26 protein-coding genes and 2 other annotated features are annotated in these 25,301 nt (G+C 36.2%); of the genes, 3 read left to right on the top strand and 23 right to left on the bottom strand.

What is annotated here, in order from left to right; all coding sequences use genetic code 11:
* On the bottom strand, positions 1-731 hold a 731-nt coding region (locus WKT09_RS06475), incomplete at its 3' end, for a TrmH family RNA methyltransferase (RefSeq protein ID WP_340415258.1).
* A 293-nt stretch (positions 732-1,024) separates the two neighbouring features.
* On the opposite strand from WKT09_RS06475, the gene sspI reads away from it, so the two are divergent.
* Both sspI and WKT09_RS06485 read left to right on the top strand, forming a co-directional pair.
* On the top strand, positions 1,025-1,240 hold the full coding sequence (sspI, locus tag WKT09_RS06480) for a small acid-soluble spore protein SspI (RefSeq protein WP_340415259.1): 216 nt from the start codon (positions 1,025-1,027) through the stop codon (positions 1,238-1,240).
* A gap of 94 nt (positions 1,241-1,334) precedes the next feature.
* Positions 1,335-2,057, top strand: coding sequence for a lytic transglycosylase domain-containing protein (locus tag WKT09_RS06485; RefSeq protein ID WP_340415260.1), 723 nt, complete (start codon positions 1,335-1,337; stop codon positions 2,055-2,057).
* A 101-nt stretch (positions 2,058-2,158) separates the two neighbouring features.
* On the opposite strand, the gene WKT09_RS06490 is transcribed toward WKT09_RS06485, so the two are convergent.
* From WKT09_RS06490 to WKT09_RS06515, 6 genes are all read right to left on the bottom strand, one after another.
* Positions 2,159-2,698: a glycerol-3-phosphate responsive antiterminator gene (locus WKT09_RS06490; RefSeq protein ID WP_340415261.1), complete on the bottom strand. Its 540-nt coding sequence runs from the start codon at positions 2,696-2,698 to the stop codon at positions 2,159-2,161.
* A gap of 117 nt (positions 2,699-2,815) precedes the next feature.
* A complete protein-coding gene (gene glpK / locus WKT09_RS06495) occupies positions 2,816-4,315 on the bottom strand; it encodes a glycerol kinase GlpK (RefSeq protein ID WP_340415262.1) in 1,500 nt (499 codons plus the stop codon).
* Positions 4,316-4,328: 13 nt separating this feature from the next.
* Complete coding sequence (locus tag WKT09_RS06500; RefSeq protein WP_340415263.1) at positions 4,329-5,180, bottom strand: MIP/aquaporin family protein; 852 nt, start codon at positions 5,178-5,180, stop codon at positions 4,329-4,331.
* Between the two features lie 221 nt (positions 5,181-5,401).
* On the bottom strand, positions 5,402-7,096 hold the full coding sequence (locus WKT09_RS06505) for a methyl-accepting chemotaxis protein (RefSeq protein WP_340415264.1): 1,695 nt from the start codon (positions 7,094-7,096) through the stop codon (positions 5,402-5,404).
* Positions 7,097-7,270: 174 nt separating this feature from the next.
* Complete coding sequence (locus WKT09_RS06510; protein ID WP_340415265.1) at positions 7,271-8,356, bottom strand: M42 family metallopeptidase; 1,086 nt, start codon at positions 8,354-8,356, stop codon at positions 7,271-7,273.
* A 24-nt stretch (positions 8,357-8,380) separates the two neighbouring features.
* Positions 8,381-8,872 carry a dUTP diphosphatase gene (locus WKT09_RS06515; protein WP_340415266.1) on the bottom strand — a complete coding sequence of 164 codons (492 nt, stop codon included), beginning with the start codon at positions 8,870-8,872 and terminating at the stop codon, positions 8,381-8,383.
* Between the two features lie 115 nt (positions 8,873-8,987).
* On the opposite strand from WKT09_RS06515, the gene WKT09_RS06520 reads away from it, so the two are divergent.
* Complete coding sequence (locus WKT09_RS06520) at positions 8,988-10,415, top strand: aldehyde dehydrogenase family protein (protein ID WP_340415267.1); 1,428 nt, start codon at positions 8,988-8,990, stop codon at positions 10,413-10,415.
* 73 nt (positions 10,416-10,488) lie between these two features.
* On the opposite strand, the gene WKT09_RS06525 is transcribed toward WKT09_RS06520, so the two are convergent.
* The 16 genes from WKT09_RS06525 to polA all read right to left on the bottom strand — a co-directional run bounded on the left by WKT09_RS06525 (position 10,489) and on the right by polA (position 25,258).
* Positions 10,489-10,638, bottom strand: a complete 150-nt coding sequence (locus tag WKT09_RS06525; protein ID WP_340415268.1) for a hypothetical protein — start codon at positions 10,636-10,638, stop codon at positions 10,489-10,491.
* Positions 10,639-10,783: 145 nt separating this feature from the next.
* Positions 10,784-11,215, bottom strand: a complete 432-nt coding sequence (locus WKT09_RS06530; protein WP_340415269.1) for a PH domain-containing protein — start codon at positions 11,213-11,215, stop codon at positions 10,784-10,786.
* Entirely contained in the window at positions 11,212-11,853 is a 642-nt protein-coding gene (locus tag WKT09_RS06535; protein WP_340415270.1) for an HD domain-containing protein, read from the bottom strand. Before WKT09_RS06535 ends, WKT09_RS06530 begins: the two co-directional genes overlap by 4 nt.
* 36 nt (positions 11,854-11,889) lie before the next feature.
* On the bottom strand, positions 11,890-12,309 hold the full coding sequence (locus WKT09_RS06540; RefSeq protein ID WP_340415271.1) for a hypothetical protein: 420 nt from the start codon (positions 12,307-12,309) through the stop codon (positions 11,890-11,892).
* Positions 12,310-12,472: 163 nt separating this feature from the next.
* The gene (rplT, locus tag WKT09_RS06545; protein WP_340415272.1) at positions 12,473-12,829 is read right to left on the bottom strand and encodes a 50S ribosomal protein L20; all 357 of its coding nucleotides are present in this window, start codon (positions 12,827-12,829) and stop codon (positions 12,473-12,475) included.
* A gap of 50 nt (positions 12,830-12,879) precedes the next feature.
* Positions 12,880-13,074 (bottom strand): 50S ribosomal protein L35, encoded by a 195-nt coding sequence (gene rpmI, locus WKT09_RS06550; RefSeq protein WP_340415273.1) that lies wholly within the window; start codon positions 13,072-13,074, stop codon positions 12,880-12,882.
* A 33-nt stretch (positions 13,075-13,107) separates the two neighbouring features.
* Entirely contained in the window at positions 13,108-13,611 is a 504-nt protein-coding gene (gene infC, locus WKT09_RS06555) for a translation initiation factor IF-3 (protein ID WP_340415315.1), read from the bottom strand.
* A gap of 64 nt (positions 13,612-13,675) precedes the next feature.
* Positions 13,676-13,799, bottom strand: a sequence feature (ribosomal protein L20 leader region).
* 71 nt (positions 13,800-13,870) lie between these two features.
* Positions 13,871-15,808 (bottom strand): threonine--tRNA ligase, encoded by a 1,938-nt coding sequence (thrS, locus tag WKT09_RS06560; protein ID WP_340415274.1) that lies wholly within the window; start codon positions 15,806-15,808, stop codon positions 13,871-13,873.
* A 68-nt stretch (positions 15,809-15,876) separates the two neighbouring features.
* Positions 15,877-16,114, bottom strand: a binding site (T-box leader).
* A 50-nt stretch (positions 16,115-16,164) separates the two neighbouring features.
* On the bottom strand, positions 16,165-16,998 hold the full coding sequence (gene ytxC / locus WKT09_RS06565; protein ID WP_340415275.1) for a sporulation protein YtxC: 834 nt from the start codon (positions 16,996-16,998) through the stop codon (positions 16,165-16,167).
* Positions 16,999-17,108: 110 nt separating this feature from the next.
* On the bottom strand, positions 17,109-18,038 hold the full coding sequence (gene dnaI / locus WKT09_RS06570) for a primosomal protein DnaI (RefSeq protein WP_340415276.1): 930 nt from the start codon (positions 18,036-18,038) through the stop codon (positions 17,109-17,111).
* A gap of 21 nt (positions 18,039-18,059) precedes the next feature.
* Positions 18,060-19,403 (bottom strand): replication initiation and membrane attachment family protein, encoded by a 1,344-nt coding sequence (locus WKT09_RS06575; RefSeq protein WP_340415316.1) that lies wholly within the window; start codon positions 19,401-19,403, stop codon positions 18,060-18,062.
* A gap of 12 nt (positions 19,404-19,415) precedes the next feature.
* A complete protein-coding gene (gene nrdR, locus WKT09_RS06580) occupies positions 19,416-19,886 on the bottom strand; it encodes a transcriptional regulator NrdR (protein WP_340415277.1) in 471 nt (156 codons plus the stop codon).
* A gap of 122 nt (positions 19,887-20,008) precedes the next feature.
* Complete coding sequence (locus tag WKT09_RS06585) at positions 20,009-21,034, bottom strand: glyceraldehyde-3-phosphate dehydrogenase (protein ID WP_340415278.1); 1,026 nt, start codon at positions 21,032-21,034, stop codon at positions 20,009-20,011.
* A 107-nt stretch (positions 21,035-21,141) separates the two neighbouring features.
* Positions 21,142-21,747, bottom strand: coding sequence for a dephospho-CoA kinase (gene coaE, locus WKT09_RS06590; RefSeq protein ID WP_340415279.1), 606 nt, complete (start codon positions 21,745-21,747; stop codon positions 21,142-21,144).
* Positions 21,748-21,768: 21 nt separating this feature from the next.
* On the bottom strand, positions 21,769-22,608 hold the full coding sequence (gene mutM, locus WKT09_RS06595; RefSeq protein WP_340415280.1) for a DNA-formamidopyrimidine glycosylase: 840 nt from the start codon (positions 22,606-22,608) through the stop codon (positions 21,769-21,771).
* A 19-nt stretch (positions 22,609-22,627) separates the two neighbouring features.
* Positions 22,628-25,258, bottom strand: coding sequence for a DNA polymerase I (gene polA / locus WKT09_RS06600; RefSeq protein ID WP_340415281.1), 2,631 nt, complete (start codon positions 25,256-25,258; stop codon positions 22,628-22,630).
* Positions 25,259-25,301 lie beyond the last annotated feature (43 nt).

The following is a 25,301-nucleotide window of genomic DNA, read 5'->3' on the forward strand; positions in this document are numbered from 1 at the left end:
CTAATATGATACATTAATATACCTGCTGCTATCCCAACATTTAATGATTCAGCCTTTCCATACATCGGAATCTTCACCAGTTCATCTGCCATATCGAGCCATTTTTGTTGTACGCCACGGCCCTCATTCCCTAAAATAATCGCCGTTTTATTTGTCGGCTCTACTTCTGCATAATTTTGTGCACGTCGCAATGTGGTCGCCCATACCGAAAAACCATCTGCTTGAAGGCTTGTAATTGCTTCGTTCAAGTCACGCTGTTCAATGGCAAGGTGAAAAATGGATCCTTGTGTTGCACGAATAACTTTATCATTGTACACATCAACTGTCCCTTCCCCTAATACTACTTTAGAAAAGCCAGCCGCATCTGCTGTTCGAATGATCGTTCCTAAATTACCAGGATCTTGGATCGCATCGATTAAAAGGACATAGTTATTATGTTCTTGTTCCATCCTTCCCATATGCACAATTGCCGCAATCCCTTGTGGTGCTTCCGTTTGGGATATTTCCTTAAATACATTTTCCGTGACGATATATACATGTTCTTCGTCCATCCATGCAGGAACTTCTTTTCCTTCTTGGACAATTAATGTGGTAATTAATTGGTCTGTCTCATATGCTTCTTCTATCAAATGTTCTCCTTCAATTAAAAATGTGCCTGTTTCTTGGCGATATTTTTTCTTATGTAGTTTTTTCCATTCTTTGACGAATTTATTTTGTGTCGATGTAATCATCTTATTCATCCTTTTCTTTATGCACCGTTCCTATCATGCTATCATTATACGCTTATTTTTAGTCGTTGCCAATTTTCGTATTAAGAGGCCTTCATGCCCGATTGCCTCATTATAATTTGGATACTGATGAATTAAGCTAAGATAGCACGTTCAAAAGTCTCTCCCCGATACTTTATTTATATTTTACTTTTATCAGGATGCGAATGATTTTTCATTACGTGTGGAAATGACATACATACTTTTTACAACGTACGGTCATAATAGAGAAAACGAATCATAAAGGAGTTTTATATATGGACATTAATATTCGCGAAGCAATATATCAAAACGTGAAAGATAATTCATTGGATCAATTTGAAGAAACCATTGTTGATGCATTAGAAGATGGAGAGGAAAAAATATTGCCAGGCCTCGGCGTGCTGTTTGAGTATATTTGGAACGGTTCTACAAACGAAGAAAAATCATCGATGTTATTCGCTTTAGAAAGAGGACTACAAAAACACGGTTAGATGTAAAAACATAGTCTTTTATACTCATTTCTCTTGCTATTTCCCCCGTTGAATCATATGATATGGATAGTGATAAAAAAGGACGGATGAATAGATGAACGAAATGATTCAAAGTTATATGCTCCCAACGAACGACCCATACCAACGACAAATAACTAATACGATCCAACGAACAAACGGACTTGATTTCCAACAATTACTTTTGGAAAAAATTGCGCTCGCTCAATCATTTAATTTACACGGAGGATTGACAGATCATGTTTCTTCCTTACAGCCTTTTTCTATCATGAATCCTATCGGAATGGACAGGCAATTACCTACGATGACACAGCCACAAACGACTAGTGTCATGCAACAGCCAGTACAAATGAATGATGCTATTGCGTCTTATACAGCTACACAATCCAATCATACAGGGGCTGCTTTAGCGAAAGCCCCAACGACAAAATATAATGAGCTAATTGCGAGTGCGGCGAAAAAATACGGAGTGGATGAAAAACTAATCCATGCAATCATTAAAATGGAATCTAACTATGATCCAACTGTCCGTAGTCATACAGGGGCTGTTGGGTTAATGCAATTAATGCCAGCTACAGCAAAAGAAGTTGGTGTCACAGATCGGACAAATGTCGCCCAAAATATTGATGGAGGGACACATTATTTTAGTAAGATGCTAAAGCGTCATAATGGGGATGTACGTTTGGCGTTAGCTGCTTATAATGCCGGTCCGGGTAACGTACAAAAATATGGTGGAATCCCACCGTTTAAGGAAACACAAAACTATGTACAAAAAGTAATGAATCAATACTTATCGTAAAAGAAGTACCCCCTAAAGTTGATTTTATATACAACTTTAGGGGGTATTTCATGTCTCATTCCGTACAATAATGATGAACAAGAAATAATAAAAGGTACATCTTACCATAATGATGTACTTGATGTGGTGACGGCGATAGAACCTGCCTCAAACGCTTCATTAATATCCTCTTGCGTCGTTAACAATCCACCTGCAATAATAGGTATATCTGTGACTTTTTGTATCTTCTTAATTAATTCTGGCATGGTCCCTGGTAAAACTTCAATATAATCTGCTTTTGTTCGACCAGATATTCGTACATTGCTATCAATGGATAAACTATCTAACAAAAATAACCGTTGGATTGCGATTAAATCATATTTTTTCACACTATCTATTACACTTCCCCGAGTAGAAATAATCCCTTCTGGTTTTATTTCCCGTGCAATAAATTCAACCCCATACTCATCAGCTTTTAATCCTTGAATAAGATCAATATGGATCAACACTTTTTTGTTTTCCTTTTTAGCATAGGTTACTAATTGTTTCAGTTGGGATAATCGTGTTTCTAACAGCACAATCCAAGTATGCTCAGAGGACAATGCTTTTTCAAAATCTTTTAATTGTCGAACTGCTGGCATAATACCTTTAGGCATAGTCATGTTATCCCTCTCTTCCTTTCCGTTTATTTCTTTAGTATAACAAAGGATGGAACAAAAAATAAGTAGGGATTCCATTTTTAAAACAGAACCCCTACTCCAATATCGTTTTTACTATGTTTAAGGTCGTTTAAATACGCGTGTTGCTTCCACCGCTTTATGCCATCCCTCATATAATTCATCTCGTACATCTTTATCTAAGTTAGGAGAAAATGTTCGTTCATTTTTCCACTGTGTTGCAATTTCTTCTTTACTTTCCCAATAACCAACAGCTAAACCAGCTAAATATGCTGCACCTAATGCAGTCGTTTCCTGAATGACAGGACGTTCTACTGGTACTTGTAACATATCACTTTGGAATTGCATTAAAAATGTATTTTCGACTGCTCCTCCATCTACTCGTAAAGAGGTTAAATCAATACCCGCATCTTGAATCATCGCATCTAACACATCTTTCGTTTGGTATGCTAATGACTCTAATGTCGCACGTATAAAATGTTCTTTACTCGTACCTCTCGTTAAACCGAACACAGCACCTCTCGCATTACTATCCCAATAAGGTGTTCCTAGTCCAACAAATGCTGGAACGACATATACTCCTTCTGTTGAATCGACTCTTTCTGCATATATTTCACTGTCTGGTGCTTGTTGAATCATACGCATTCCATCACGTAACCATTGGATGGCAGAACCAGCAATGAAAATACTTCCTTCTAGTGCATATTCCACTTTTCCGTCTATGCCCCATGCTAATGTAGTTAATAATCCATTGTCAGATTGGACCCCTTTTTCTCCTGTGTTCATTAACATGAAACATCCAGTACCATACGTGTTTTTTGCCATACCTGTTTCAAAACAAGCTTGCCCAAAAAGTGCTGCCTGTTGATCCCCAGCCATTCCTGCAATCGGTACTTCTTGGCCAAAAAAGTGATAATCTACTGTATTCGCATACACTTCTGAAGATGGACGTACTTCCGGTAACATGGATGATGGAATCGTTAAAAGATTTAACAGTTCTTCATCCCACTCTAAATCATAAATATTAAACATTAACGTACGAGAAGCATTTGAGTAATCTGTGACATGTGCTTTTCCGCCAGATAATTTATACACAAGCCACGAATCAATCGTTCCAAATAATAAATCACCATTTTCTGCTTTCTCTCGTGCACCTTCCACATTATCTAAAATCCATTTCACTTTTGTTCCAGAAAAATATGGGTCTAATAATAAACCTGTTTTCTTACGGAATGTTTCTTCATGTCCCGCTTCTTTTAATGCAGCACAAATATTTTCTGTCTGTCTTGACTGCCATACAATTGCTTTATAAATCGGTTTACCTGTATGACGATCCCATACAACCGTCGTTTCTCTTTGGTTGGTAATTCCGATTCCTTTTACTTGTTCTGGACGAACTTCTGCTTTACGAAATGTTTCCGCAACACAAGCTAAAACAGATGTCCAAATTTCATTTGCATCATGTTCTACCCATCCTGGATGTAGAAAAAATTGTTCAAATTCTTGTTGAGCAATAGATACTATTTCCCCATCATGGTTAAATAAAATTGCTCGCGAACTGGTTGTTCCTTGATCAATGGATAAAATATAAGTTTCTGTCATTCTTTATTCCCCTTTACATTACATTTTCAGAATCACTTACAGTTTTGTTTACGCTTTCTTTATCGTTCAACTCATTTCTAAGTGCACCTATTAAAACGATAGCGACAATAACGGTCATAATCCAAAAGAGAGGAGTCGTGACGCCTTCAAAAACGGATTGATAAAATAAAGCACCGTACACTCCGCCAATAATTGGGCCAACAACAGGTACCCAAGCATATCCCCAATCAGAATGTCCTTTTCCAGGGATAGGTAGTATCGCATGTGCGATACGAGGTCCCAAATCACGTGCAGGGTTAATCGCATATCCTGTAGCCCCTCCAAGAGACATTCCGATAGCAACAATTAACAAACCAACAACGAGGGGAGATAAGCCTTCTGCAAGTTCATTTGGTCCAACAATAAATAATAATGCAAAAAGTAAAACAAACGTACCAATTATTTCACTTGCTAAGTTTTGTAAGGGTTTTCTTACACGGTCAGAAGAACCCGGCGCTGTACAAAATATACCTAATTTTGCTGAGGCATCCTTTGTTTCTCGCCAATGTGGTAAGTAATTAATAAACACGATTACTGCACCTAATATCGCTCCTATAAATTGTCCTAAAATATAGGTAGGTACCTTTTCCCATGGGAAATCTCCAATCGCGGCAAATCCTAATGTAACTGCTGGGTTTAAATGTGCATCAGATGCGATACCAGATACGAAAATTCCCATCGTCACTGCTAGTCCCCATCCTAATGTAATAACTACCCAACCAGCTTCTTGTGCCTTCGACCACTTTAGTAACACACCAGCAACAACCCCAGCACCAAACGTAATTAAAACCATTGTTCCTAACAATTCACCCATAAACTCAGACATGTACTCACACCCTTTATCATGTATTTTGGTTAATATATTGTATGCATAAAAGGAATAAAAAAGCCCACATTTCATAGGTATATACTTCTACGCGAGAGTATATACCTATGAAATGTGGGCTCCTAATCACCGATACATTACAATCTTATTAACTTATTCATAATATATAAAATAAAAATGTATTTGTCAACGATTTCATTTAAATTTTTTCTTTGTTGTAATTATAATGTAAAACAGCGGACTAATTCGTTCAGCTGTTCTGCTTGTGTTGCTAAATGTTTCGAGCTATTTGAAATTTCTTCCATAATACTGCTCGTCTCCTCAGAGGAAGCGGTAGTTTCTTGTACTCCAGCTGCTGATTGTTCTGAGATAGCTGCCACTTCTTCAATGGAATTACCCATTAATGCCGTATTATTGGAAATTTCATCAATGTTTTTAGAAATCGTATGAATGTTTTGGACCATGCTTGACACAGAATGGCTAATTTCTTCAAACATTTCTCCCGTTTTTACAATTTGTTCCGTTCCTTCTGCAACATCTTTATAGCTCTGCTGTAAGGAATTTACGACAGAGGTAGATTCATTTTGGATATTCATTACGATATTCGTAATTTCTGTCACAGAATTTGATGATTCCTCCGCTAATTTTCGTACTTCATCCGCTACAACAGCAAATCCTTTTCCATGTTCTCCTGCACGTGCCGCCTCAATGGCTGCGTTTAATGCAAGTAAGTTTGTTTGATCTGCAATGTCTTTGATCATCGACACTAATTCAGAAATATGTTGTGCATGTCGATCTAATCCTTCGACCTTTTCTACCGCTTCATGTACGACCCCATCAATGATATTCATTTGGGAGGTAGAGCGCTCCATAAATTGTTCACCATCATTTGTCATCTGTAACACTTCTTCAGATACTTCCATCATTTCCGTACTATTTTCATTTGTTTCCGTAACTTTTTCCTGGAATGTCATCATTACGTTGGATAAATCCGTCGCTGTTACTGCTTGTTCAGATGCACCTCTTGCTAATTCCTCCATCGTAAGAGAAATCTGTTCCGAACTAGCTCGAACTTCTTCAGCTGATTGATGTAATTGTTCACTTTGACTGGAAACAGATTCGGAAACTGCACTAATTTCTTCCAGTAAATTACGATTGCTCGCTGACATGTCATTTGTCGTATGAATTAATGCACCTATTTCATCTTGTAAATTCGTCTCCAAAGGCGGTTGACTTAAATCACCATTTGCAATTTCTGATAAGCGTGTTTTCACAGCACTTAATGGTTTAGCAATGGTGTTTGCATTAACAATTGCCACGATCATACCAAACACAATTGCGAGCGCTCCAATAACAAGTCCAAAAATTAATGTTCGATTTCCTTCCGTTAACACTTTTTCTTCTAGTTCGATAATATGTGCTTCCCGACCATCTGCTAATTCATCAAAACGATCCACTAAGTCACCAACATATGTATCTGCTTGAACTAAATTCTCTAATGCCTGTTTTTCATTTCCTTTATCATATTCCGCAAAAACGTCTGAAACGATATAATCATGCCATTCTTGTGCATCTGCCATTAATTGTTTAAACTTTTCTGTTCCTTCAATGTTTAAAATTGTTTCTTCGTGTTGTTTCATCCGCTCCATGTCTTCTTCAAAAATTTCTTTATACGTTGGATCCCCACTTAATATGTATCCTCTTGCAGCTCCAACTTTACTGTACATCGTCATTCCTAATTGTTCATCTGCTATTAAAATTGGTAATTCCCTATTTGCGACATTATCCGTATCTTTGTTGATATTTTTCATCACGATATAATTATATCCAACGAGCATAACGACTAATAATACTACTAGTGAAAAACCGAAAAGCATTTTCGTACGTATGCTTTTAAACGTAAATAAACCTTTCATCTTGCCACCCCATTCTCCTATTTTACATTTTTCCACTGGATTATGATAATACTTTTTTACCATGACTATTATATCATTAATGATTTGTTTTTCCTAATTTTTTATTATTATTCATCCAACAAAAAATAAAAAAAGTTCATCATTTCTAAATAATAGAAACGATGAACTTTTTATTTATGCAAGTCGAATTTCTTTTACTTTTTCATTGTCTAATTTTTTAATCACTTCAACGATTAATTTTACTGCATTGTCAAAATCATCACGATGTAACATTGCTGCATGAGAATGGATATATCGTGTTGCTATTGTAATGGATAATGCTGGAATCCCATCTTGTGAAATATGGATTGCACCAGAGTCTGTTCCACCACCCGCCATGGATGAATATTGAAATGGAATATTTTTTTCTTCCGCTGTTTCCACAACAAGATTACGTACACCTTTATGAGAAACCATGGAAGCATCATATAAAATAATTTGTGGGCCTTCCCCTAATTTACTATCCGCTTCTTGATCAGAAATACCAGGCGTATCTCCTGCTATTCCCACATCCACACCAAATGCAATATCTGGATTGATGAGATGTGCAGAAGTTTTTGCCCCACGTAATCCTACTTCTTCTTGAATGGTCCCAACACCATATACGATATTTGGATGTTGTTCATTTTCTAATTGTTTTAATACTTCAATCGCAATGGCACATCCGATACGATTATCCCACGCTTTGGCAAGTAACATTTTTTCATTGTTCATTTGAGTAAATTCAAAATAAGGGATAACGGAATCTCCTGGGCGTACCCCGAATTCTTCTGCTTCCTCTTTACTTGAAGCGCCGATATCAATAAACATATCTTTTATTTCTACAGGCTTTTTACGTGCCTCTGGTGATAAAATATGTGGAGGTTTTGATCCAATGACACCTGTTAAGTTACCTTGTTTCGTTTTAATCGTTACTCGTTGTGCCAACATTACTTGACTCCACCAACCACCGATTGTTTGGAAATATAAAAATCCATTTTTGTCGATACGAGTAACCATAAAGCCAACTTCATCTAAATGTCCTGCCACCATAATTTTTGGACCGTTTTCTTCGCCCGTCTTTTTCGCAATTAAACTACCTAAATTATCTGTATACACTTCATCTGCATATGGTGCAATATATTTTTCCATCACATCACGTGCTTCTTTTTCATCTCCAGAAATCGCATTTGCGTCTGTTAAATCTTTTAGCATCATTAATGTTTCATCTAATTTTGCCATAATTTCTTCTTCCTCCTTTAATGATTAATATCCCTCATCTTGTCGTTGAAAATTCACTTCATTTTTTTCATAGTATGCTTCCATAATATCTTGTTCGGAAAAACCAAGCATACTCGCCAATTGGATATACATTTGGAACATCGCTTTATATCGTTCTTCCGTCTGTTCCTTATAAAATTGCATACATACTGCAAACAACTCGTTAAAGGTAATCGTCATATTTTTTTGTTCCGCTTTTGGTGTAGTTTCTAATGTAGAAAATGTATACCCTTTATGTAGACCTAATGACAATAAAAAGTGGATATTATCAACATATTCTTCCAACATTACTTCTTTCGTGGATGCTTCCTTTTTACTCCAAAATTTAAAACAGCGTGTTTCATTTGCTAGCTCCCCTGTTTCAACGAGCAAGGCTAAAAAACGCTCTTCTAATAAATCTGCTCCATCTAATTGATGGTTTTTACTTATGTAATCATCTAATTTTTGTTGCATATCAAATAATGTATCCCAGTTCACTGTACAACCTCCCCAAAAATTATTGTATCATATTTTTTATGGAATCGTATACAAGTGCTTTGTTTCTTTTTCTAAAAAAGTTTATACTGTACGATAAAGGAAGGAGTCGATCATCATGGTTCAACAACTTATTCAGCAATATATAAATGGAGAATGGATGGATTCTACAAATAAAAGTACTATCGATGTGATCAATCCTGCTACAGAGGAAGTGTTCGCGCAAGTGGCAGACGGGTCAGCAGAAGATGTGGATAAGGCAGTACAAGCAGCAAAAACCGCTTTTCGATCTTTTTCTAACACAACCGTGAAAGAAAGAATGGATTTATTGCAACGTATTATCGATGTATATGAATCAAGAAAAGATGATTTTATTACAACCATCTCAAATGAACTAGGGGCTACCTTATTTTTAAGTGAAAAAGTCCACTATGTATCAGGCTTAGAACATTTTAAACAGGCAAAACGACAATTGGAAACATATTCGTTTGAAGAAAAACAAGGTGACACCATTATTCGTAAAGAAGCAATTGGGGTAAGTGGATTAATTACGCCGTGGAACTTCCCGACAAATCAAACCGCTATAAAGATTGCAGGAGCTTTAGCTGCTGGTAGTACCGTTGTATTAAAACCATCCGAATTAACCCCTATTTCAGCCGTTATTTTAGCAGAAGTATTACATGAAGCTGGCGTACCAAAAGGGGTATTTAACTTAGTAAACGGATATGGTCATTCGGTTGGACATGCGATAAGTGGACATCCGGGTATTGATTTTGTATCCTTTACAGGTTCCAATGAAACAGGCAAAAAGATTTCCATACGTGCTGCAGAAACAGTGAAAAAAGTAGCATTAGAACTCGGTGGGAAATCTCCGATGATTATTTTAGACGACTTTGACATGGAGCAAGCAGCAAAAATCGCACTGTCGAATGTAACGTTTAACTGTGGTCAAGTATGTACGTTAGCATCTCGGACATTCGTTCCAGCCCATAAAGAAACGGAATTTTTACAAGCATTAAAAGAAATTTATGATAGTTATGTCGTCGGGCTACCAACTGATAAAACGACTCGTATTGGCCCTGTCATTTCTGCTAAACAGTTTGACCGGGTGCAATATTATATGAAAAAAGGGATCGAAGAAGGTGCAACATTATTTTTAGGCGGAACAGGAAAACCAGCCGGATTAGAAACAGGCTATTTCGTAAAACCTACTATTTTTACCAATGTGACAAATGATATGACGATTGCTCAGGAGGAAATTTTTGGTCCAGTCATGTCTGTTATAACGTATGACACCATTGAGGAAGCATTAGAAATGGCAAATGATACAATATACGGACTAGCTGGTTACGTATTAGGAAATAATCGTGACACGGTAAAATATGTCGCAAATGAAATTCGTGCAGGTGAGATTTCCATTAATGGCGGTGCAACAGATTATGGTGCACCATTTGGAGGATACAAACAATCTGGCATTGGCCGTGAATGTGGTGTGTACGGGATGGAGGAATATTTAGAAGTAAAAGCCGTCTTAGGCTTTACATGAGTTATAAATTAAAACTACCAGTGTGAACTGTAGTTTGTTCTGTGGCCTAAATGCCTTTGTGATCAGCTACAGCTTAAAAGGCCCACAGAACAACCTCCTTTTGCACTTCATTATTCACTTTTGGGTTGCATTCTTGCAACTTCGGCATGTATTCTTGCAACTTTGGAGTGTATTCTTGCAACTTTGGGTTGCATTCTTGCAACTTCGGTATGTATTCTTGCAACTTCCTGTTCCCATTTTAGCTTAACAAGATAATATGCATTTTCAATAACATCCTAAAAGCTACCGCCCCCATCAGTAAAACTAGGCGTTTTCAAATGTATAATAAAAGGTATGGTACGAAACGCCTCGTACTTTGCCTTTTCATGTTACTTTTTCTCAACTTCTATACTTTTATTTTTCGATTGTAGGTTACGAATAAAGGCATCTTTTTCTTTAGGGGAGACAATGACCATATCATATGTATTATAATGAATTTCCATTCGATCGACTGATAATGCGGGGGCTGATAGAAGCGATTTTGTCGCCTTTATTTTTCTAATATTTGCGATATGTATAGTTGTTCGAAAAGGTCCTGACACGATATATAGTTGTTCTTCCGTTACTTTATAATTCGTCCCAAACCAAATCCATAAAAGGAACATATTCATCAATAGACCGAAAATATATACTATCATGCTTCTGTCTATAATCATGAGGAAACACATGAATATAATGGTTCCCCAAATAAACAAGGCAAACCAACCATCTTTTTTTGAAGTGAAATTCACGTCATTGTTTGTATCAGGAGTTTGTTTCACTCTTGTTTCATCCCCCATTCTTCAAAAAATTGCGCTAAAAATTGTTCCATAAAATGATGACGTTGTGTCGCAATTCGTTTCCCTTCTACTGTATTCATCGTCTCTTTTAATAGGAGCAATTTTTCATAAAAATGGTTAATAGCAGAAGATTTTTCGTTACGATATTGTGCAAGTGTCATATTTGTGCGTGGTTGGATAGTCGGATCATATATCGCTTGCCCTTTTGCTCCACTATATTGGAATGTTCGTGCAATCCCAATCGCTCCAAGTGCATCAAGACGATCTGCATCTTGCACGACTTGTGCTTCTAATGTCTGTACCTTTTTACCCGTACCCCCTTTAAAGGATATCGTTTGAATGATTTCCATGATGTGATGGATGGCTTCTTCTGAGACTTCTATTGTATGAAGCCAATCGACGATTTCTTGTAATGCAGCTGTTTCATCGTCAACGATTTTATCGTCTGCTACATCATGCAATAATGCTGCCATTGTTACGATAAATAAGTTTGCACCTTCTTGTTCTGCTATCTCTTTTGCTATATTTGTTACCCTCACTATATGATACCAATCATGTCCAGTCGTTTCATTTACTAATTTATCCTTTACCCATCGTTCCGTTTGTTCTATTTTGTCCATCACATTGTCCCCTACCATTATCATTATCTAGTAAAATTATGACACCTTTTCGTCCGAATTACTACCTTTTATACAATCTAGAAGTACATATCCAAAAACTAATCCAACTACTGTCGGTAAAATATATTCTCCAACGATGAACACATCCATAACAGGGAATAAGTTGACATAAGAGAGAACAAATATAATTAATACGAATAAATTCGGTAATGCAACAACAAAAAATTTCATCCAATCATATGACCACTTGTTATATTGCTTCCATTCTAGGATCAATTTTGGTAGACGAAGCAACATTCCTAAAATGATAGGAAAAACAACGGTAAAAATCATTAAAGGACGAAAGAGAAATTCTTCTTTCATTAAAATCACAAGAGACATTCGCCACTGTATTGCACCATAAAATAAAAAACCTATGACAAGCATCCAACAAAACATATACAAAAAGCGTTTCATCATCTACCTACTTTCTAATCGTGTTCCTTCTATCTTAACATGCTTTTTGTATTGTAACAGTAATTTTTTCGTATCATTCCATTATATTAGGGTTTCTTTCATATGCGAAAATAAAAAAACACAAAACCTTCTATAGAAAGTTTTGTGTTTTATTTATAGTGTCTTATTTTGTTGCTGCTTTAGCTTGTTCTACTAATTTAGCGAATGCGTCTGCATCATTCACTGCTAATTCTGCTAACATTTTACGGTTAATATCTACTCCAGCAACTTTTAAACCGTGCATTAATTTGCTGTAAGAAATATCGTTTAAACGTGCTGCAGCGTTAATACGTGCGATCCATAATTTACGGAAATCACGTTTTCTTTGTTTACGGTCGCGGTAAGCGTAGTTACCTGACTTCATCACCTGTTGTTTTGCGTTTTTGAATAATTTATGTTTTGCACCATAATAACCTTTTGATAATTTTAGAACACGTTTACGACGAGCGCGCGTAACTGTTCCACCTTTAACTCGTGCCATTGTTTCTACCTCCTAAGATTGTTCCTCTAATATATTGTGTAATTTTCCTATTATCTAGGTAACATTTGATCGATACGTTTTAAATCACTTTCAGAAACCATTGCATTTTTACGTAATTTACGTTTCTGCTTCTGTGATTTGTTCGCGAATAAGTGACTTGTATATCCTTGTGCGCGTTTTAACTTTCCAGATGCAGTTCTTTTGAAACGTTTTGCAGATCCTCTATGTGTTTTCATTTTTGGCATGTCAATTTCCTCCTTAAATAATCCAGTAACAAATTACTTTTCAGTGATTGGTGCAAGCATCATAAACATTTGACGCCCTTCCATTTTAGCTTTCGATTCAACAGTAGCGATGTCTTTTACCTCTTCTGCTAAACGATCCAGGACTTCTTGCCCTAATTCTTTGTGCGTAATAGCACGCCCTCTAAAACGGACAGATGCTTTCACTTTGTCCCCATTTTCGATGAATTTACGTGCGTTTCTTAGTTTCGTATTAAAGTCGTGATCACCAATTCCTGGAGATAAACGAACTTCTTTTATGTTGATAACACGTTGTTTCTTACGTGCCTCTTTTTCCTTTTTCTGTTGTTCATAACGATACTTACCGTAGTCCATAATACGACATACTGGCGGTTTTGCACCAGGAGCTACTAAAACTAAATCTAAGTTTCTTGTTGCAGCAATCTCTAATGCTTCATCACGAGATTTTACTCCTAGTTGATCACCATTTGCATCAATTAGACGTACTTCTCTTGCACGAATCGACTGATTCACATTCATCTCTTTGCTAATATCTAGCCACCTCCGAAAATTTTTGATCCAGAATGACAAGATGATGAGCTTATCCAATTAAAAAATGTGGGCACACGAGTGCACCCACATTTATCTTCATCATTTTGAAAGATATTTAACCAGCCAACGACATTATGTGTTAGTCAGGTGAGAAGCGGGTGCTCCTACTTGTCTTTTAGATCGTGTCGAATGATTACATTCAACTTTTATATCATAACATGGTACATTTTATTTGTCAAACAGACTTTTACTTTTTACTTACCTTTTCTGCAACTTCCTGTTGGATGAACGCAACAAACTCATCAAGGGACATCGTTTCTGTCTCTTTTTGTCCGTAACGACGAACATTTACTTCATCCGATTCCATTTCCTTATCCCCTAATACTAATGCGTAAGGAATTTTCTTTGTCTGTGCTTCACGGATTTTATAGCCTAATTTTTCTTCCCGAACATCTACTTCTACACGAATACCTGCCATTCGTAACGTATCTTCGACTTTTTTCGCATAATCAGCATGAACAGCTAATGATACTGGAATGATGTGTACTTGTACAGGAGCAAGCCATGTTGGAAATGCGCCTTTATATTCTTCGATTAAATACGCTACAAAACGTTCCATCGTCGACACGACGCCACGGTGAATGACGACAGGACGATGATGTTTTCCATCTTCTCCAATATAAGATAAATCAAATCTTTCCGCAACTTGATAGTCAAGCTGAACAGTTGATAATGTTTCATCATGTCCTAATGCAGTTTTTACTTGAACATCTAGTTTCGGTCCATAAAACGCTGCTTCCCCAATTGCTTCCACATACGGTAATTCGAGTTCATCCATCGTTTCTTTCAATGCTGTTTGTGCCATTTCCCACATGTAATCATCATCAATATATTTCTCTTTATCTTCAGGATCTCTATAAGATAAACGGAAATAATAATCCGTAATGCCGAAATCTTTATAAACATGTTTAATTAATTCGACGACGCGAATAAATTCATCTTTAATTTGGTCTGGACGAGCAAAAATATGGGCATCGTTTAACGTCATTCCTCTTACACGTTGTAACCCTGCTAACGCTCCTGACATTTCATAACGGTGCATCATACCAAGTTCAGCAATTCGAACAGGTAAATTACGATAACTATATAAATTGTTTTTATATACCATCATATGGTGTGGACAGTTCATTGGACGTAGAAAAAGTTCCTCATTATCCATATCCATCACTGGGAACATGTCATCCTGATAATGGTCATAATGTCCACTTGTTTTATACAGTTCTGCACTTCCTAATACAGGTGTATAGACGTGGTCATATCCTAATTTTTCTTCTAAATCTACAATATAACGTTCGATAATACGACGAATGGTTGCTCCTTTTGGTAACCATAATGGTAAACCTTGTCCTACTTTTTGAGAAATAGTAAAGATCTCTAATTCTTTTCCTAATTTACGGTGATCGCGTTCTTTACGTTCTTCTAAAAGTTGTAAATAATCTTTTACTTCTTTTTCTTTTTCAAATGCTGTTCCGTAAATACGTTGCAACATTTGGTTGTCACTATCTCCTCGCCAGTAAGCTCCAGAAATACTTAATAATTTAAATGCTTTAATTTTCGAAGTTTGAGGTACGTGAACTCCTCGACAAAGGTCAAAAAATTCGCCTTGTTTATAAATCGTAACTTGTTCATCTTCAGGAATGGCATCGATTAATTCTAATTTTAAATCGTCCCCGATTTCTGCGAACATTTTTTTCGCTTCTTCACGTGATACTTCGATTCGTTCAATTTCTAAATTTTCGTCAATAATACGTTGCATTTCTTTTTCAATTTTTGGTAAATCTTCTGGTGTAATAACATGTTCTAAATCCATATCATAGTAAAATCCTTCATCGATTACCGGACCAACACCAAATTTCACCTCACCAAATAAACGTTTGACAGCTTGAGCTAGTAAGTGTGCTGTCGAGTGGCGCATAATATCAATACCTTCTTCATCACGGTATGTAATGATCTCAATTGCGGCATCTTTTTCAATAGGACGACGTAAATCATAATGTTCCCCATCTAATTTAATTGCTACTGCTTGTTTTCTTAAACCAGGAGAAATCGATTGGGCAATTTCTTCCCCTGTTACACCTTGTTCAAATTCTTTTGTATTTCCATCTGGAAACGTCATAGTAATCATGCTAAAACACTCCTTCTTATATAGTTGACCATTATTTCTTTAAAAATAAAAATACTCCTCCCTTAAACAAAAGGGACGAGTATATATTCGTGGTTCCACCCTCATTTTCGAAACGTAACTTATACGTAAAAATGATTCGACTTCATTCTTTCGTTAACGGTGAAATCCGCTACAATATACTATTATTTCCATTGTAGAGTTCAAAGGTGGTAATTATTTCGAATCGATAGCAGAAGCTTTCAGTCAATGGCTTCCTTTTCTGTCTATGATTACTTGAAACAATCGTGTCCTTCTCATAACTTCTCATATCAACTTTTTCTATTAAAAAGTATACCAAGAATATAACTATTTTTCAATTAATTTTCCTTCACATGAAACGGAAAATGTTTTTTTTGCAATGGGGTCACTTTTTCTTCAAAAATATTACGTAAAGCTGTAACCTTTGTATCTGCTAAATCGTCGGTATACACATATATTTGTTTGGGCAAAAATGTAATGACTGGTGTGACATCATATTCTAATGTATCCATTCCAAATAAGTACAATGGTTCTTTTTTTAAATGATGCTCAATTCGTTCTTGTACAATTTTTTCTCCACGATATGTAAAAAATTGAAACGTATCTTCATGTAAAATATGTATTTCATCTATTTTGCTCGGCCGGCTTTGAATATATACACGAATTGCATGAATAAAATGTTGGTATCGTTCTTCTTCTTTCCATTCATCAATCGCATAGCCGACAATTTGGGTCATTTTTCGTTTTATTTCTTGGCGCGAAAATACACACATCTCATCGAAATGAATAAATGTTCGATCAAAAATATAACGCGAAAATAATGGACGTAAAAATTTTTGAAATGTTTCATGATGCTTGTACAATCTCTCATGGTGCATATTCGCAGTAATGAGCCAATCTGTCCAATGCATAATCGCTTCCACTTCTTCATCTTTCTCATAATGAAATGTATCTTGAATGATTTCTTTGATCATTCGGTGAAATCGAAATTGCATAAAAAGTTGGATCATACATGCTTTTATACTATCATCCGGCACATGTTGTAAAATGGTCAGTTCATTTTTATGGCGGCTTTGATTTTCCCAATGTAAGTGGATTTTCTTTTCTTTTTGAAATAGAAGTTCACAAAAATACATGAGTTCGTCTTCGCAATGAAAATAAATTTTTCGCAAATAAACACCGTCCTTCATCCATATATGTATTATCACTATATGGGTGTATGAACGGTTTCATGAATAATTTATATAAAAATATAATAAGAAGTATAACATTCGAGTTTAGGTTATCTTCTACGATTTTTTCCATTTACAGGTACTTCGATACTAACTTGTTTAATTCGTTCCATAATACGTCCTGCTTTAACCTTTTCGACATCTCCTCTTGTCGTTGTTGCTAAAATTTCTTCTAATTGATCCATGGTGTAATTCGATGTGAAAAATACGGGCAATTTTTCCATCATACGATATTGCAAAATTGCTCCTAGCACTTCATCACGGAACCATGCAGATAATGTTTCAGCTCCAATATCATCTAACATAAGCACATCGGCTTTTTTAAAAGCATCAACTTTTTGTTGTACGGTATTGTCTTTAATGGATGCATTCATTTCCCGTACGAATTCTGGCATATAAATAAGCATCGATGAAATATTAAATTGTTTCAATCGATTTGCGATGACACCGAGTAAATACGTCTTTCCAACACCGAACGGACCTGAGAAGTAAATCCCACGTTCCGGCAGTTTTTCTTCTGCCGCATTTAAAAACTGTGTCATACTTTTAATGGCATTCGTACGTTCTTGGTCAACATGCACCTTATCAATACGTGCTTCCAAAATCTCTTTCGGTATATGAACACTTTTTATTAAATCACTCTGTTCTGTTTGTGCTTCTTCCGCTAATCGATTCCGGCATTTTTCATACGAAATATGAATTTCCTCATTTTTATATTCCAAAATAGGCGAATATCCTTGCAACATATTTTTACACGTTTCAACACTCGTACAACGATCACATTGATGCGATTGTGTAATATATTCATACAATTTATTTAAATTACGATCTATTTGTTCATCGGTTATCTCTTCATGTGCTTGTAAAAATGAACGGACAAGCGGATGGGATGTAATTTCACGCTTCATCGCATTGTGGCGTTCTTGAAATGATTCATTATTTTGAATCCATTTTTGCAGTGAATGTTGAATTGGTTTCATCTTCATCAGTCCTTTACAACCTTAGTTGTTCTCAGAAGCATGTCTACGTAAGGCTTCAAGCAATGCTTCTTGCTCTTTTAAATCTGCTTCTGATATTGCTGGCTTTTCTTTCTCTTCCTTTTTATTCCGTTCATTAAACCACTCTGGAATAACTTCTTCTTTTCCAGCAGTTCGTCGTTGGTAATTTTTTTGTACGGATCGTTTTTTCGGTTGGTTCATCTGCTCTCTGGCAAACTCCACTGCTTCTCTAGCCGTTTTCAATTTTTTTCGTGACCAATGGGCAGCAATCGATTCGATATAATTTCGTGTAAGTTTATCATCCGACTGCAAGAGCACATAATGAATCAGTACATTCATCACTGGAATAGGTAGTGCTTGTTGAAGCATGATATCACTTACTAATTTTAAATCTTGACTTGTCGCATTATGCCCCATAGATTGATCTTCTAAAATATCTTTCGGGGAAGCTGTTTCAAACCATTCGATCAGTCGATCTAATTTAGTGGAAGAACGCTTTTTATTACTATCAACCTTTACTTGTGAGGGACTTTTTTCCACCAGTTGGACCTGAACGACATTATGTTTTGCTCGGAACAAATCATGACATGCTTGTTTCAATTGAGCAATGTCGATTTTATTGTCATCTGTCAATGCCCAATTGACAGCTTGTTCCATTTCATACATTTCCAAATCATATAAATGCAACAACTGTGTCATGATTTGACGATGTTCGTCTGTCATCACTTCTTTTACAGGAATATTTTTTCGCTGTAACATAAAATAAATCGAATCAAAAGAAACTTCTGCCAATGGGACCTTTGGTGTTTCGTCTTGTTTCTCCTCTACAGAAACGGGCGGTGTTTTCGGTGTAAATGTTTGAAAAACATCGTTAAATGATGCCGTCACTTCTTCGCCACGCTCGATTTGGTTGGATGTTGTATAAAACTTGCGGAGTGTCTCGAATTTTATTTTTCCAATATGTCGATACAGTAATTCAGATAGCATCATATCTTGAAAAAAATACGCCGGACGAAAAGGAGCTTGAAGTACATAGGTGAAAACAGTTTTGTTTTCCTGCACGGTTTCAAATGTTTTTAATAAACCGATTCCTTCTAGTTTTCGTCTAGCGACATAAATTTTATCTAATGGCATCGATAAATAATTCATTAAAGTGTGATGTGTTTGAATTTGTTCGTCGGTTTGCAATGGTTCTTCTTTCAACAATAATGTATATAAACTAATCGGTTCTATCCCAATTAATGGTTGATACAAATGGATGAGTGACGCGTCATAATCAACAGGAAGACTGTCGATCAATTGTACGCGATATCCGTCTACTGGCAAAATCTTCCCTATATGTTGCATCTTCTTCACCCTTTACTTCTCCTCGTTTACGTTCGATTGTAAAATATCTTTTAACTCATCTAAAAATAAAGTAATATTATCAAATTGACGATATACAGAAGCGAAGCGAACGTATGCTACACCGTCCACCTTTGCTAATCTTGACAGCACCATTTCACCAATTTGTTCACTACTAATTTCCGCTTCATCCCATTGACGAATTTCTTGTTCGACATTTAATGCGATTTCTTCTATTTCCTCAATTGTTACAGGACGCTTTTCACATGCCCGCATTAATCCACGTATTAATTTTTCGCGTTCAAATTCTTGACGAGTCCCATCTTTTTTCACGATAATAATCGCCGTTTCTTCTTTACGTTCATATGTACGAAAACGATAGCCACAACTTTCACATTGCCGGCGACGACGAATTGCGTCCCCATCTTCAAATGGTCTTGAATCTAAGACTCGTGAGTGTTTATGGTAACATTTTGGACACTTCATCCTTTTCAACCCCATTCAATTTCCTTCATCTATTACTATACATTTTAACATGTTTCGATCAATTTACATAACATAAAAGAGATTAGCGGATAAGGTCCCTTATCCACTAATCTCTTCGTTCATTATGCATTTACTTTTTCATCGATTTTTTTACCAATAAAGTTCGCTAAGTCAACAACTCGTGCAGAGTAACCCCATTCGTTGTCATACCAAGCTAACACTTTTACTTTTTTATCTCCCATTACGATCGTAGATAATCCGTCGATTGTTGCAGAACTTTCAGTTGTTGCATAATCAATGGATACTAATGGTAATTCGTTATAATCTAAAATACCGTTTAATTTTCCTTCTGCTGCTTTTTGGAATGCTTCATTCACCTGTTCTGCTGTAACATCTTTTTCAACGTCTACCACTAAGTCAACTAAGGAAACATTAGGAGTAGGGACACGTAATGCCGTTCCATGTAATTTACCATTTAAATGTGGTAATACTTCTCCTAAAGCTTTTGCAGCTCCTGTTGATGTCGGAACAATAGATTGGCCGCAAGCACGTGCACGGCGTAAATCTTTATGTGGGTTATCTAAACTAACTTGGTCACTCGTATATGCGTGAACAGTTGTCATTAATCCATTTACAATTCCAAACTCTTCGTCTAACACTTTCGCAACTGGTGCTAAACAGTTTGTCGTACAAGATGCGTTTGAAACGATATGTTCTGTTTCTGGATTGTACGTTTCTTCATTTACACCTAAAACAATTGTGTTATCCACATTTTTTCCAGGTGCAGTAATAATTACTTTTTTCGCTCCGGCTTGTAAATGACGACTCGCGCCTTCTTTTGAGTTGAACTTACCTGTCGCTTCAATAACAATATCAATATCTAAATCTTTCCAAGGTAATTTTTCTGGTTCACGAGAGTTTGTATGAATAATCTTCTCACCATTAATTTCAAATCCGTCTTCAAAAATATTAATGTCACACTCAAAGATTCCATGTACACTATCATATTTGATTAAGTGTGCTAAAGTTTCTTCTGGATAGCTTGCATTTATAGCAACAACATCAATATCCTTGTTTAAAATCGCTTGACGGAAAACCATACGTCCAATTCTTCCAAATCCATTAATGGCAATTCTTGTTCTTCTCATTTAGAGTCCTCCCAATATATGTGCTACACTGTTTCTTTTTTCTCACAAATTAGTATAACACATTGGTCCTTAAATGTGCTACTAAATATGTTATGTTTTACGTAAAATTATTTAATTGGGATATTCCAAGCAGTTAAAATATCTTCTAATTGCTTATAAGACGCTTCTTTCGTACCATTATTATCAATGACAGCATCTGCCATTTTCTCCTTTTCTTTGACAGGAATTTGCGATTGAATTCGTTGTAAAGCGGCTTCCTTTGTGCTACCATCACGCTCCATGACTCTTTTCATTTGTGTTTGTTCGGAAACAGATACAACAATTACTTTGTCCACATAATCAATTAGGTTACTTTCATATAGTAATGGAATATCTAATACGACACAAGGAACTTCTTGAGCGACATATGCTTCCCGTTGACGGATGATTTCTTTTCGAATTTCTGGATGTGTTATGGCATTTAATGCTTTCCGCTTTGCTTCATCTGAGAAGACTATTTTCCCTAATGCAGGACGATTTATTGTGCCATCCTCATATAACACTTCCTTGCCAAATGTTTCTACAATATCATTGTATGCTTTCTTACCTGGCTCGACAATTTCTCTGGCAACAACATCTGCATCCACAATGGGAATATGTAAGGATTTCATATGATTAGCAATCGTACTTTTTCCTGTTCCAATACTCCCAGTTAATCCGATAATTAATGTCACCTTTTTCCTCTCCCTTCCTTTTTATTTATTTTCGTCGGCTTTTTGACATGTCGGGCAATAATGCGTGCCACGTCCAGCGACTTTTATTTTTACCATGACATCATTGCAATGTTTACACGGTTTATCTTCTTGCCCATAGGCAAATAATTGTTGTTGAAACATCCCCATTTCCCCTTGTCCATCCACATAAGAACGAATAGTCGTTCCACCTTGTATCACTGCTTTCTCTAATACTTCATGTGCATAATGAAAAATGGCATCCAATTCTTTTTCCGTTAATGTATTGGAACGACGTGCAGGATGCACTTTTGCTAAAAATAGCACTTCATCCACATAAATATTCCCTAATCCGGCAATAATGGTTTGATCCAGCAGCGCCGCTTTTATAACCCTTGTCGTCTTCAGTAATTTTTCTTTCACATATGTTTTTGTATACGTAGGTTGAAAAGGGTCAGGCCCCAATGTTTGTAAGGGGGCGACCGTTAATTCTGTTCCAATTGGAAATACGTGCATCGTACCGAATTTACGTACATCGTTATAACGTAATTCCGTGCCATCTGTAAAATGAAAAATGACATGTGTATGTTTATCCATCGGTTCACTTTTACCGACCACACGATATTTCCCTTCCATACGTAAATGGGAAACAAGGACAACATCATCAAAGTAAAAAAGTAAAAACTTCCCATATCGTCCCATTTTTCGAATTGTTTCTCCGACTAATAACTGTTCAAAATGAACGATATCATCAGGATGTTTAATTATTTTCGGCCATTGAACCGTTATAGCATCTACGGTTTTGCCAAGTACAAATTGTTCTAATGTTCGTTTGATCGTTTCAACCTCTGGTAATTCAGGCATCTCTCTTTCCTACTTTCTCTTATGCATCAAACCAATTTTTCCCGTATGAAGCATCTACCTTTAGTGGAACATGTAAGGATACGGTTTTTTCCATTACTTCTGGAACAATTTTATTTAACATTTCCATTTCCTCTTCAGGTGCTTCTAAGATTAATTCGTCATGCACTTGTAATAATAAGCGTGCACGTAAGTTTTCTTTTTCTAATCTCGCTTCTAAATCGATCATCGCTTTTTTAATAATATCTGCTGCACTACCTTGAATCGGCGTGTTCATCGCCGTTCTTTCTGCAAAGCTACGAATATTAAAATTACTACTCGTAATTTCTGGTAAATAGCGACGACGGTTCATAATCGTCGTGACATATCCTTCATGTTTCGCATCTTGCACAATTTCTTTCATATAATTTTGGACGTCAGGATAAATGTCAAAATATTTATCTATGAACTCTTTTGCCTCTTTTCGAGTAATTTGTAAGTTTTGTGATAAACCATAATCACTAATCCCATAGACAATCCCAAAGTTTACTGCTTTTGCTTGACGTCGCATGTCTGGTGTAACATCTGCCTCATCTACATGAAATACGTCTGCAGCGGTTCTCGTGTGAATATCTTTATCTTCTTTAAACGCAGCAACAAGTCGTTCATCTTTCGATATATGGGCAAGTACTCGTAATTCAATTTGTGAATAGTCAAAAGCAAAAATAAGCCAATCTTTTTCAGAAGGAATAAATGCTTCACGGATTTTTCTTCCTTCTTCTAAACGTATCGGGATATTTTGTAAGTTCGGCTCTGTAGAACTTAAACGACCAGTCTGTGTTAATGCTTGGTTAAATCGTGTATGAATTTTATGAGAATCAGGGTGAACGACTTTTAATAAACCTTCTACATAGGTCGATTGTAGTTTTTTCAATTGACGATACAATAAAATATGTTCGATGATTTCGTGTTCACCTTCTAGTTTTTCTAATACATCCGCAGCGGTCGAATAACCCGTTTTCGTTTTCTTAATGACTGGTAGACCTAGATCTTCGAATAAGACGACCCCTAATTGTTTTGGTGAATTGATATTAAAAGTTGAACCAGCAAGCTCATGGATTTTCTTTTCTATTTCATCTAATCGTGTAAGTAAGCCTTCTCCCATCTCTTTTAAACGGTCTACATCCACTTGAATTCCTGTATGTTCCATTTTTGCCAAAATTTTTGCTAACGGAATTTCGAGGTTTTCAAAAAGATCCATTTGCTCATTCTCTTCTAATAAAGTTAAAAATGTATCACGTAAAATGGAGATATTTGCTGCCTTTCTAGCTACATAATCATGAAATACTTCCTCGTTTGGAACCGCTTGTTTTTTTCCTTTTCCATATATTTCTTCATGGAATGGTAATTGGCTTGTTCTATTACGACGTGCGATCGCAGCTACATCTTCATTATTGTCTGCCGGATTGATAATATAGGCAGCTAAGAGAAGGTCAAAATCAATTCCTTTTATGTGGATCCCTTCATGTAGTAAGGACACGATTACTTGCTTTGCATCAAAAACCGTTTTCTTTTTCGTTTCATCCTCTAACCATCGTTTAAATGCATCATCTTTTAGCGCATCTTCCGTACGAATAATGTACGTTGTTTCTTCATTTGCAATCGCAAAAACTTCAATCGGTGCTTCATGATAGTTTTCTGTCATCATTTCAACCACGATGGTGTCATTTCCTGTTAAGGTTGCATTTTCTACAGTTGAAATAACTTCAAATGAAAAGTGATCTTCCACTACTTCTTCGTCTTCAGAGGGTCCTCCATTTATTCGCTCTACCAATGTACGAAAACCTAAATCCATAAAAATTTCATACAGTTCATTTGCTTTGTATCCTTCATATTGTAACTCCTCTATGGATACATCGATTGGCGAATCCACATTAATCGTTGCCAGTTGTTTACTCATGAACGCATCTTCTTTATAAGTAATCAAATTTTCTTTTAACTTTTTCCCAGAAATGTCATCAATATGGGCATAGATATTTTCTAATGTACCATATTCTTTTAATAATTTCGTTGCTGTTTTCACACCGACCCCAGGGACACCAGGGATATTATCAGACTTATCGCCCATTAATGCTTTTAATTCAATTATTTGTGCTGGGGTTAATTCCATTTCATCCAATAATGCTTCTTTTGTATATGATGCAACTTCACTTACCCCTTTTTTCGTTAGATCGACAGTTACGTGATCGGAGATAAGCTGTAACATATCCTGGTCACCAGAAATTACCTTTACTTCAAATCCATCTTCTTCCCCTTGTTTTGCTAATGTCCCGATAATATCGTCTGCTTCATACATGTCTAATTCATAACGAGCGATATGGAATTTATCTAATAATTCACGTGCAATAGGAAATTGCTCACTTAATTCAGGCGGAGTTTTTTGTCTGCCACCTTTATATTCTTTATAAGTTGAGTGACGAAAAGTAGTCTTCCCCGCATCAAATGCAACGAGCATATGGGTCGGTTTTTCTTCTTCTAAAATTCTAAGTAAAATATTCGTAAATCCGTATACTGCATTCGTATATACTCCACGGTCATTGTTTAGTAATGGTAATGCATAAAATGCACGGAATAATAAACTATTGCCATCAATCATGACTAATTTGTTTGTCATTTATTTTCCTCCTATTTAAACGCTATTTCTCTCTTTAGTATAA

The sequence above is a fragment of the Pseudogracilibacillus sp. ICA-222130 genome (genome assembly GCF_037892545.1).
Lineage (GTDB): Bacteria > Bacillota > Bacilli > Bacillales > Amphibacillaceae > Pseudogracilibacillus.

What these genes read in the sequence shown, in the direction of transcription:
- sspI (WP_340415259.1), top strand. Translation starts at nt 1,025, where the DNA reads ATGGACATTAATATTCGCGAAGCAATATATCAAAACGTGAAAGATAAT.
- WKT09_RS06485 (WP_340415260.1), top strand. Translation starts at nt 1,335, where the DNA reads ATGAACGAAATGATTCAAAGTTATATGCTCCCAACGAACGACCCATAC.
- WKT09_RS06490 (WP_340415261.1), bottom strand. Translation starts at nt 2,698, where the DNA reads ATGACTATGCCTAAAGGTATTATGCCAGCAGTTCGACAATTAAAAGAT.
- glpK (WP_340415262.1), bottom strand. Translation starts at nt 4,315, where the DNA reads ATGACAGAAACTTATATTTTATCCATTGATCAAGGAACAACCAGTTCG.
- WKT09_RS06500 (WP_340415263.1), bottom strand. Translation starts at nt 5,180, where the DNA reads ATGTCTGAGTTTATGGGTGAATTGTTAGGAACAATGGTTTTAATTACG.
- WKT09_RS06505 (WP_340415264.1), bottom strand. Translation starts at nt 7,096, where the DNA reads ATGAAAGGTTTATTTACGTTTAAAAGCATACGTACGAAAATGCTTTTC.
- WKT09_RS06510 (WP_340415265.1), bottom strand. Translation starts at nt 8,356, where the DNA reads ATGGCAAAATTAGATGAAACATTAATGATGCTAAAAGATTTAACAGAC.
- WKT09_RS06520 (WP_340415267.1), top strand. Translation starts at nt 8,988, where the DNA reads ATGGTTCAACAACTTATTCAGCAATATATAAATGGAGAATGGATGGAT.
- WKT09_RS06535 (WP_340415270.1), bottom strand. Translation starts at nt 11,853, where the DNA reads ATGGACAAAATAGAACAAACGGAACGATGGGTAAAGGATAAATTAGTA.
- WKT09_RS06540 (WP_340415271.1), bottom strand. Translation starts at nt 12,309, where the DNA reads ATGAAACGCTTTTTGTATATGTTTTGTTGGATGCTTGTCATAGGTTTT.
- rplT (WP_340415272.1), bottom strand. Translation starts at nt 12,829, where the DNA reads ATGGCACGAGTTAAAGGTGGAACAGTTACGCGCGCTCGTCGTAAACGT.
- rpmI (WP_340415273.1), bottom strand. Translation starts at nt 13,074, where the DNA reads ATGCCAAAAATGAAAACACATAGAGGATCTGCAAAACGTTTCAAAAGA.
- infC (WP_340415315.1), bottom strand. Translation starts at nt 13,611, where the DNA reads ATGAATGTGAATCAGTCGATTCGTGCAAGAGAAGTACGTCTAATTGAT.
- thrS (WP_340415274.1), bottom strand. Translation starts at nt 15,808, where the DNA reads ATGATTACTATGACGTTTCCAGATGGAAATACAAAAGAATTTGAACAA.
- dnaI (WP_340415276.1), bottom strand. Translation starts at nt 18,038, where the DNA reads ATGAAACCAATTCAACATTCACTGCAAAAATGGATTCAAAATAATGAA.
- WKT09_RS06575 (WP_340415316.1), bottom strand. Translation starts at nt 19,403, where the DNA reads ATGCAACATATAGGGAAGATTTTGCCAGTAGACGGATATCGCGTACAA.
- nrdR (WP_340415277.1), bottom strand. Translation starts at nt 19,886, where the DNA reads ATGAAGTGTCCAAAATGTTACCATAAACACTCACGAGTCTTAGATTCA.
- WKT09_RS06585 (WP_340415278.1), bottom strand. Translation starts at nt 21,034, where the DNA reads ATGAGAAGAACAAGAATTGCCATTAATGGATTTGGAAGAATTGGACGT.
- mutM (WP_340415280.1), bottom strand. Translation starts at nt 22,608, where the DNA reads ATGCCTGAATTACCAGAGGTTGAAACGATCAAACGAACATTAGAACAA.
- polA (WP_340415281.1), bottom strand. Translation starts at nt 25,258, where the DNA reads ATGACAAACAAATTAGTCATGATTGATGGCAATAGTTTATTATTCCGT.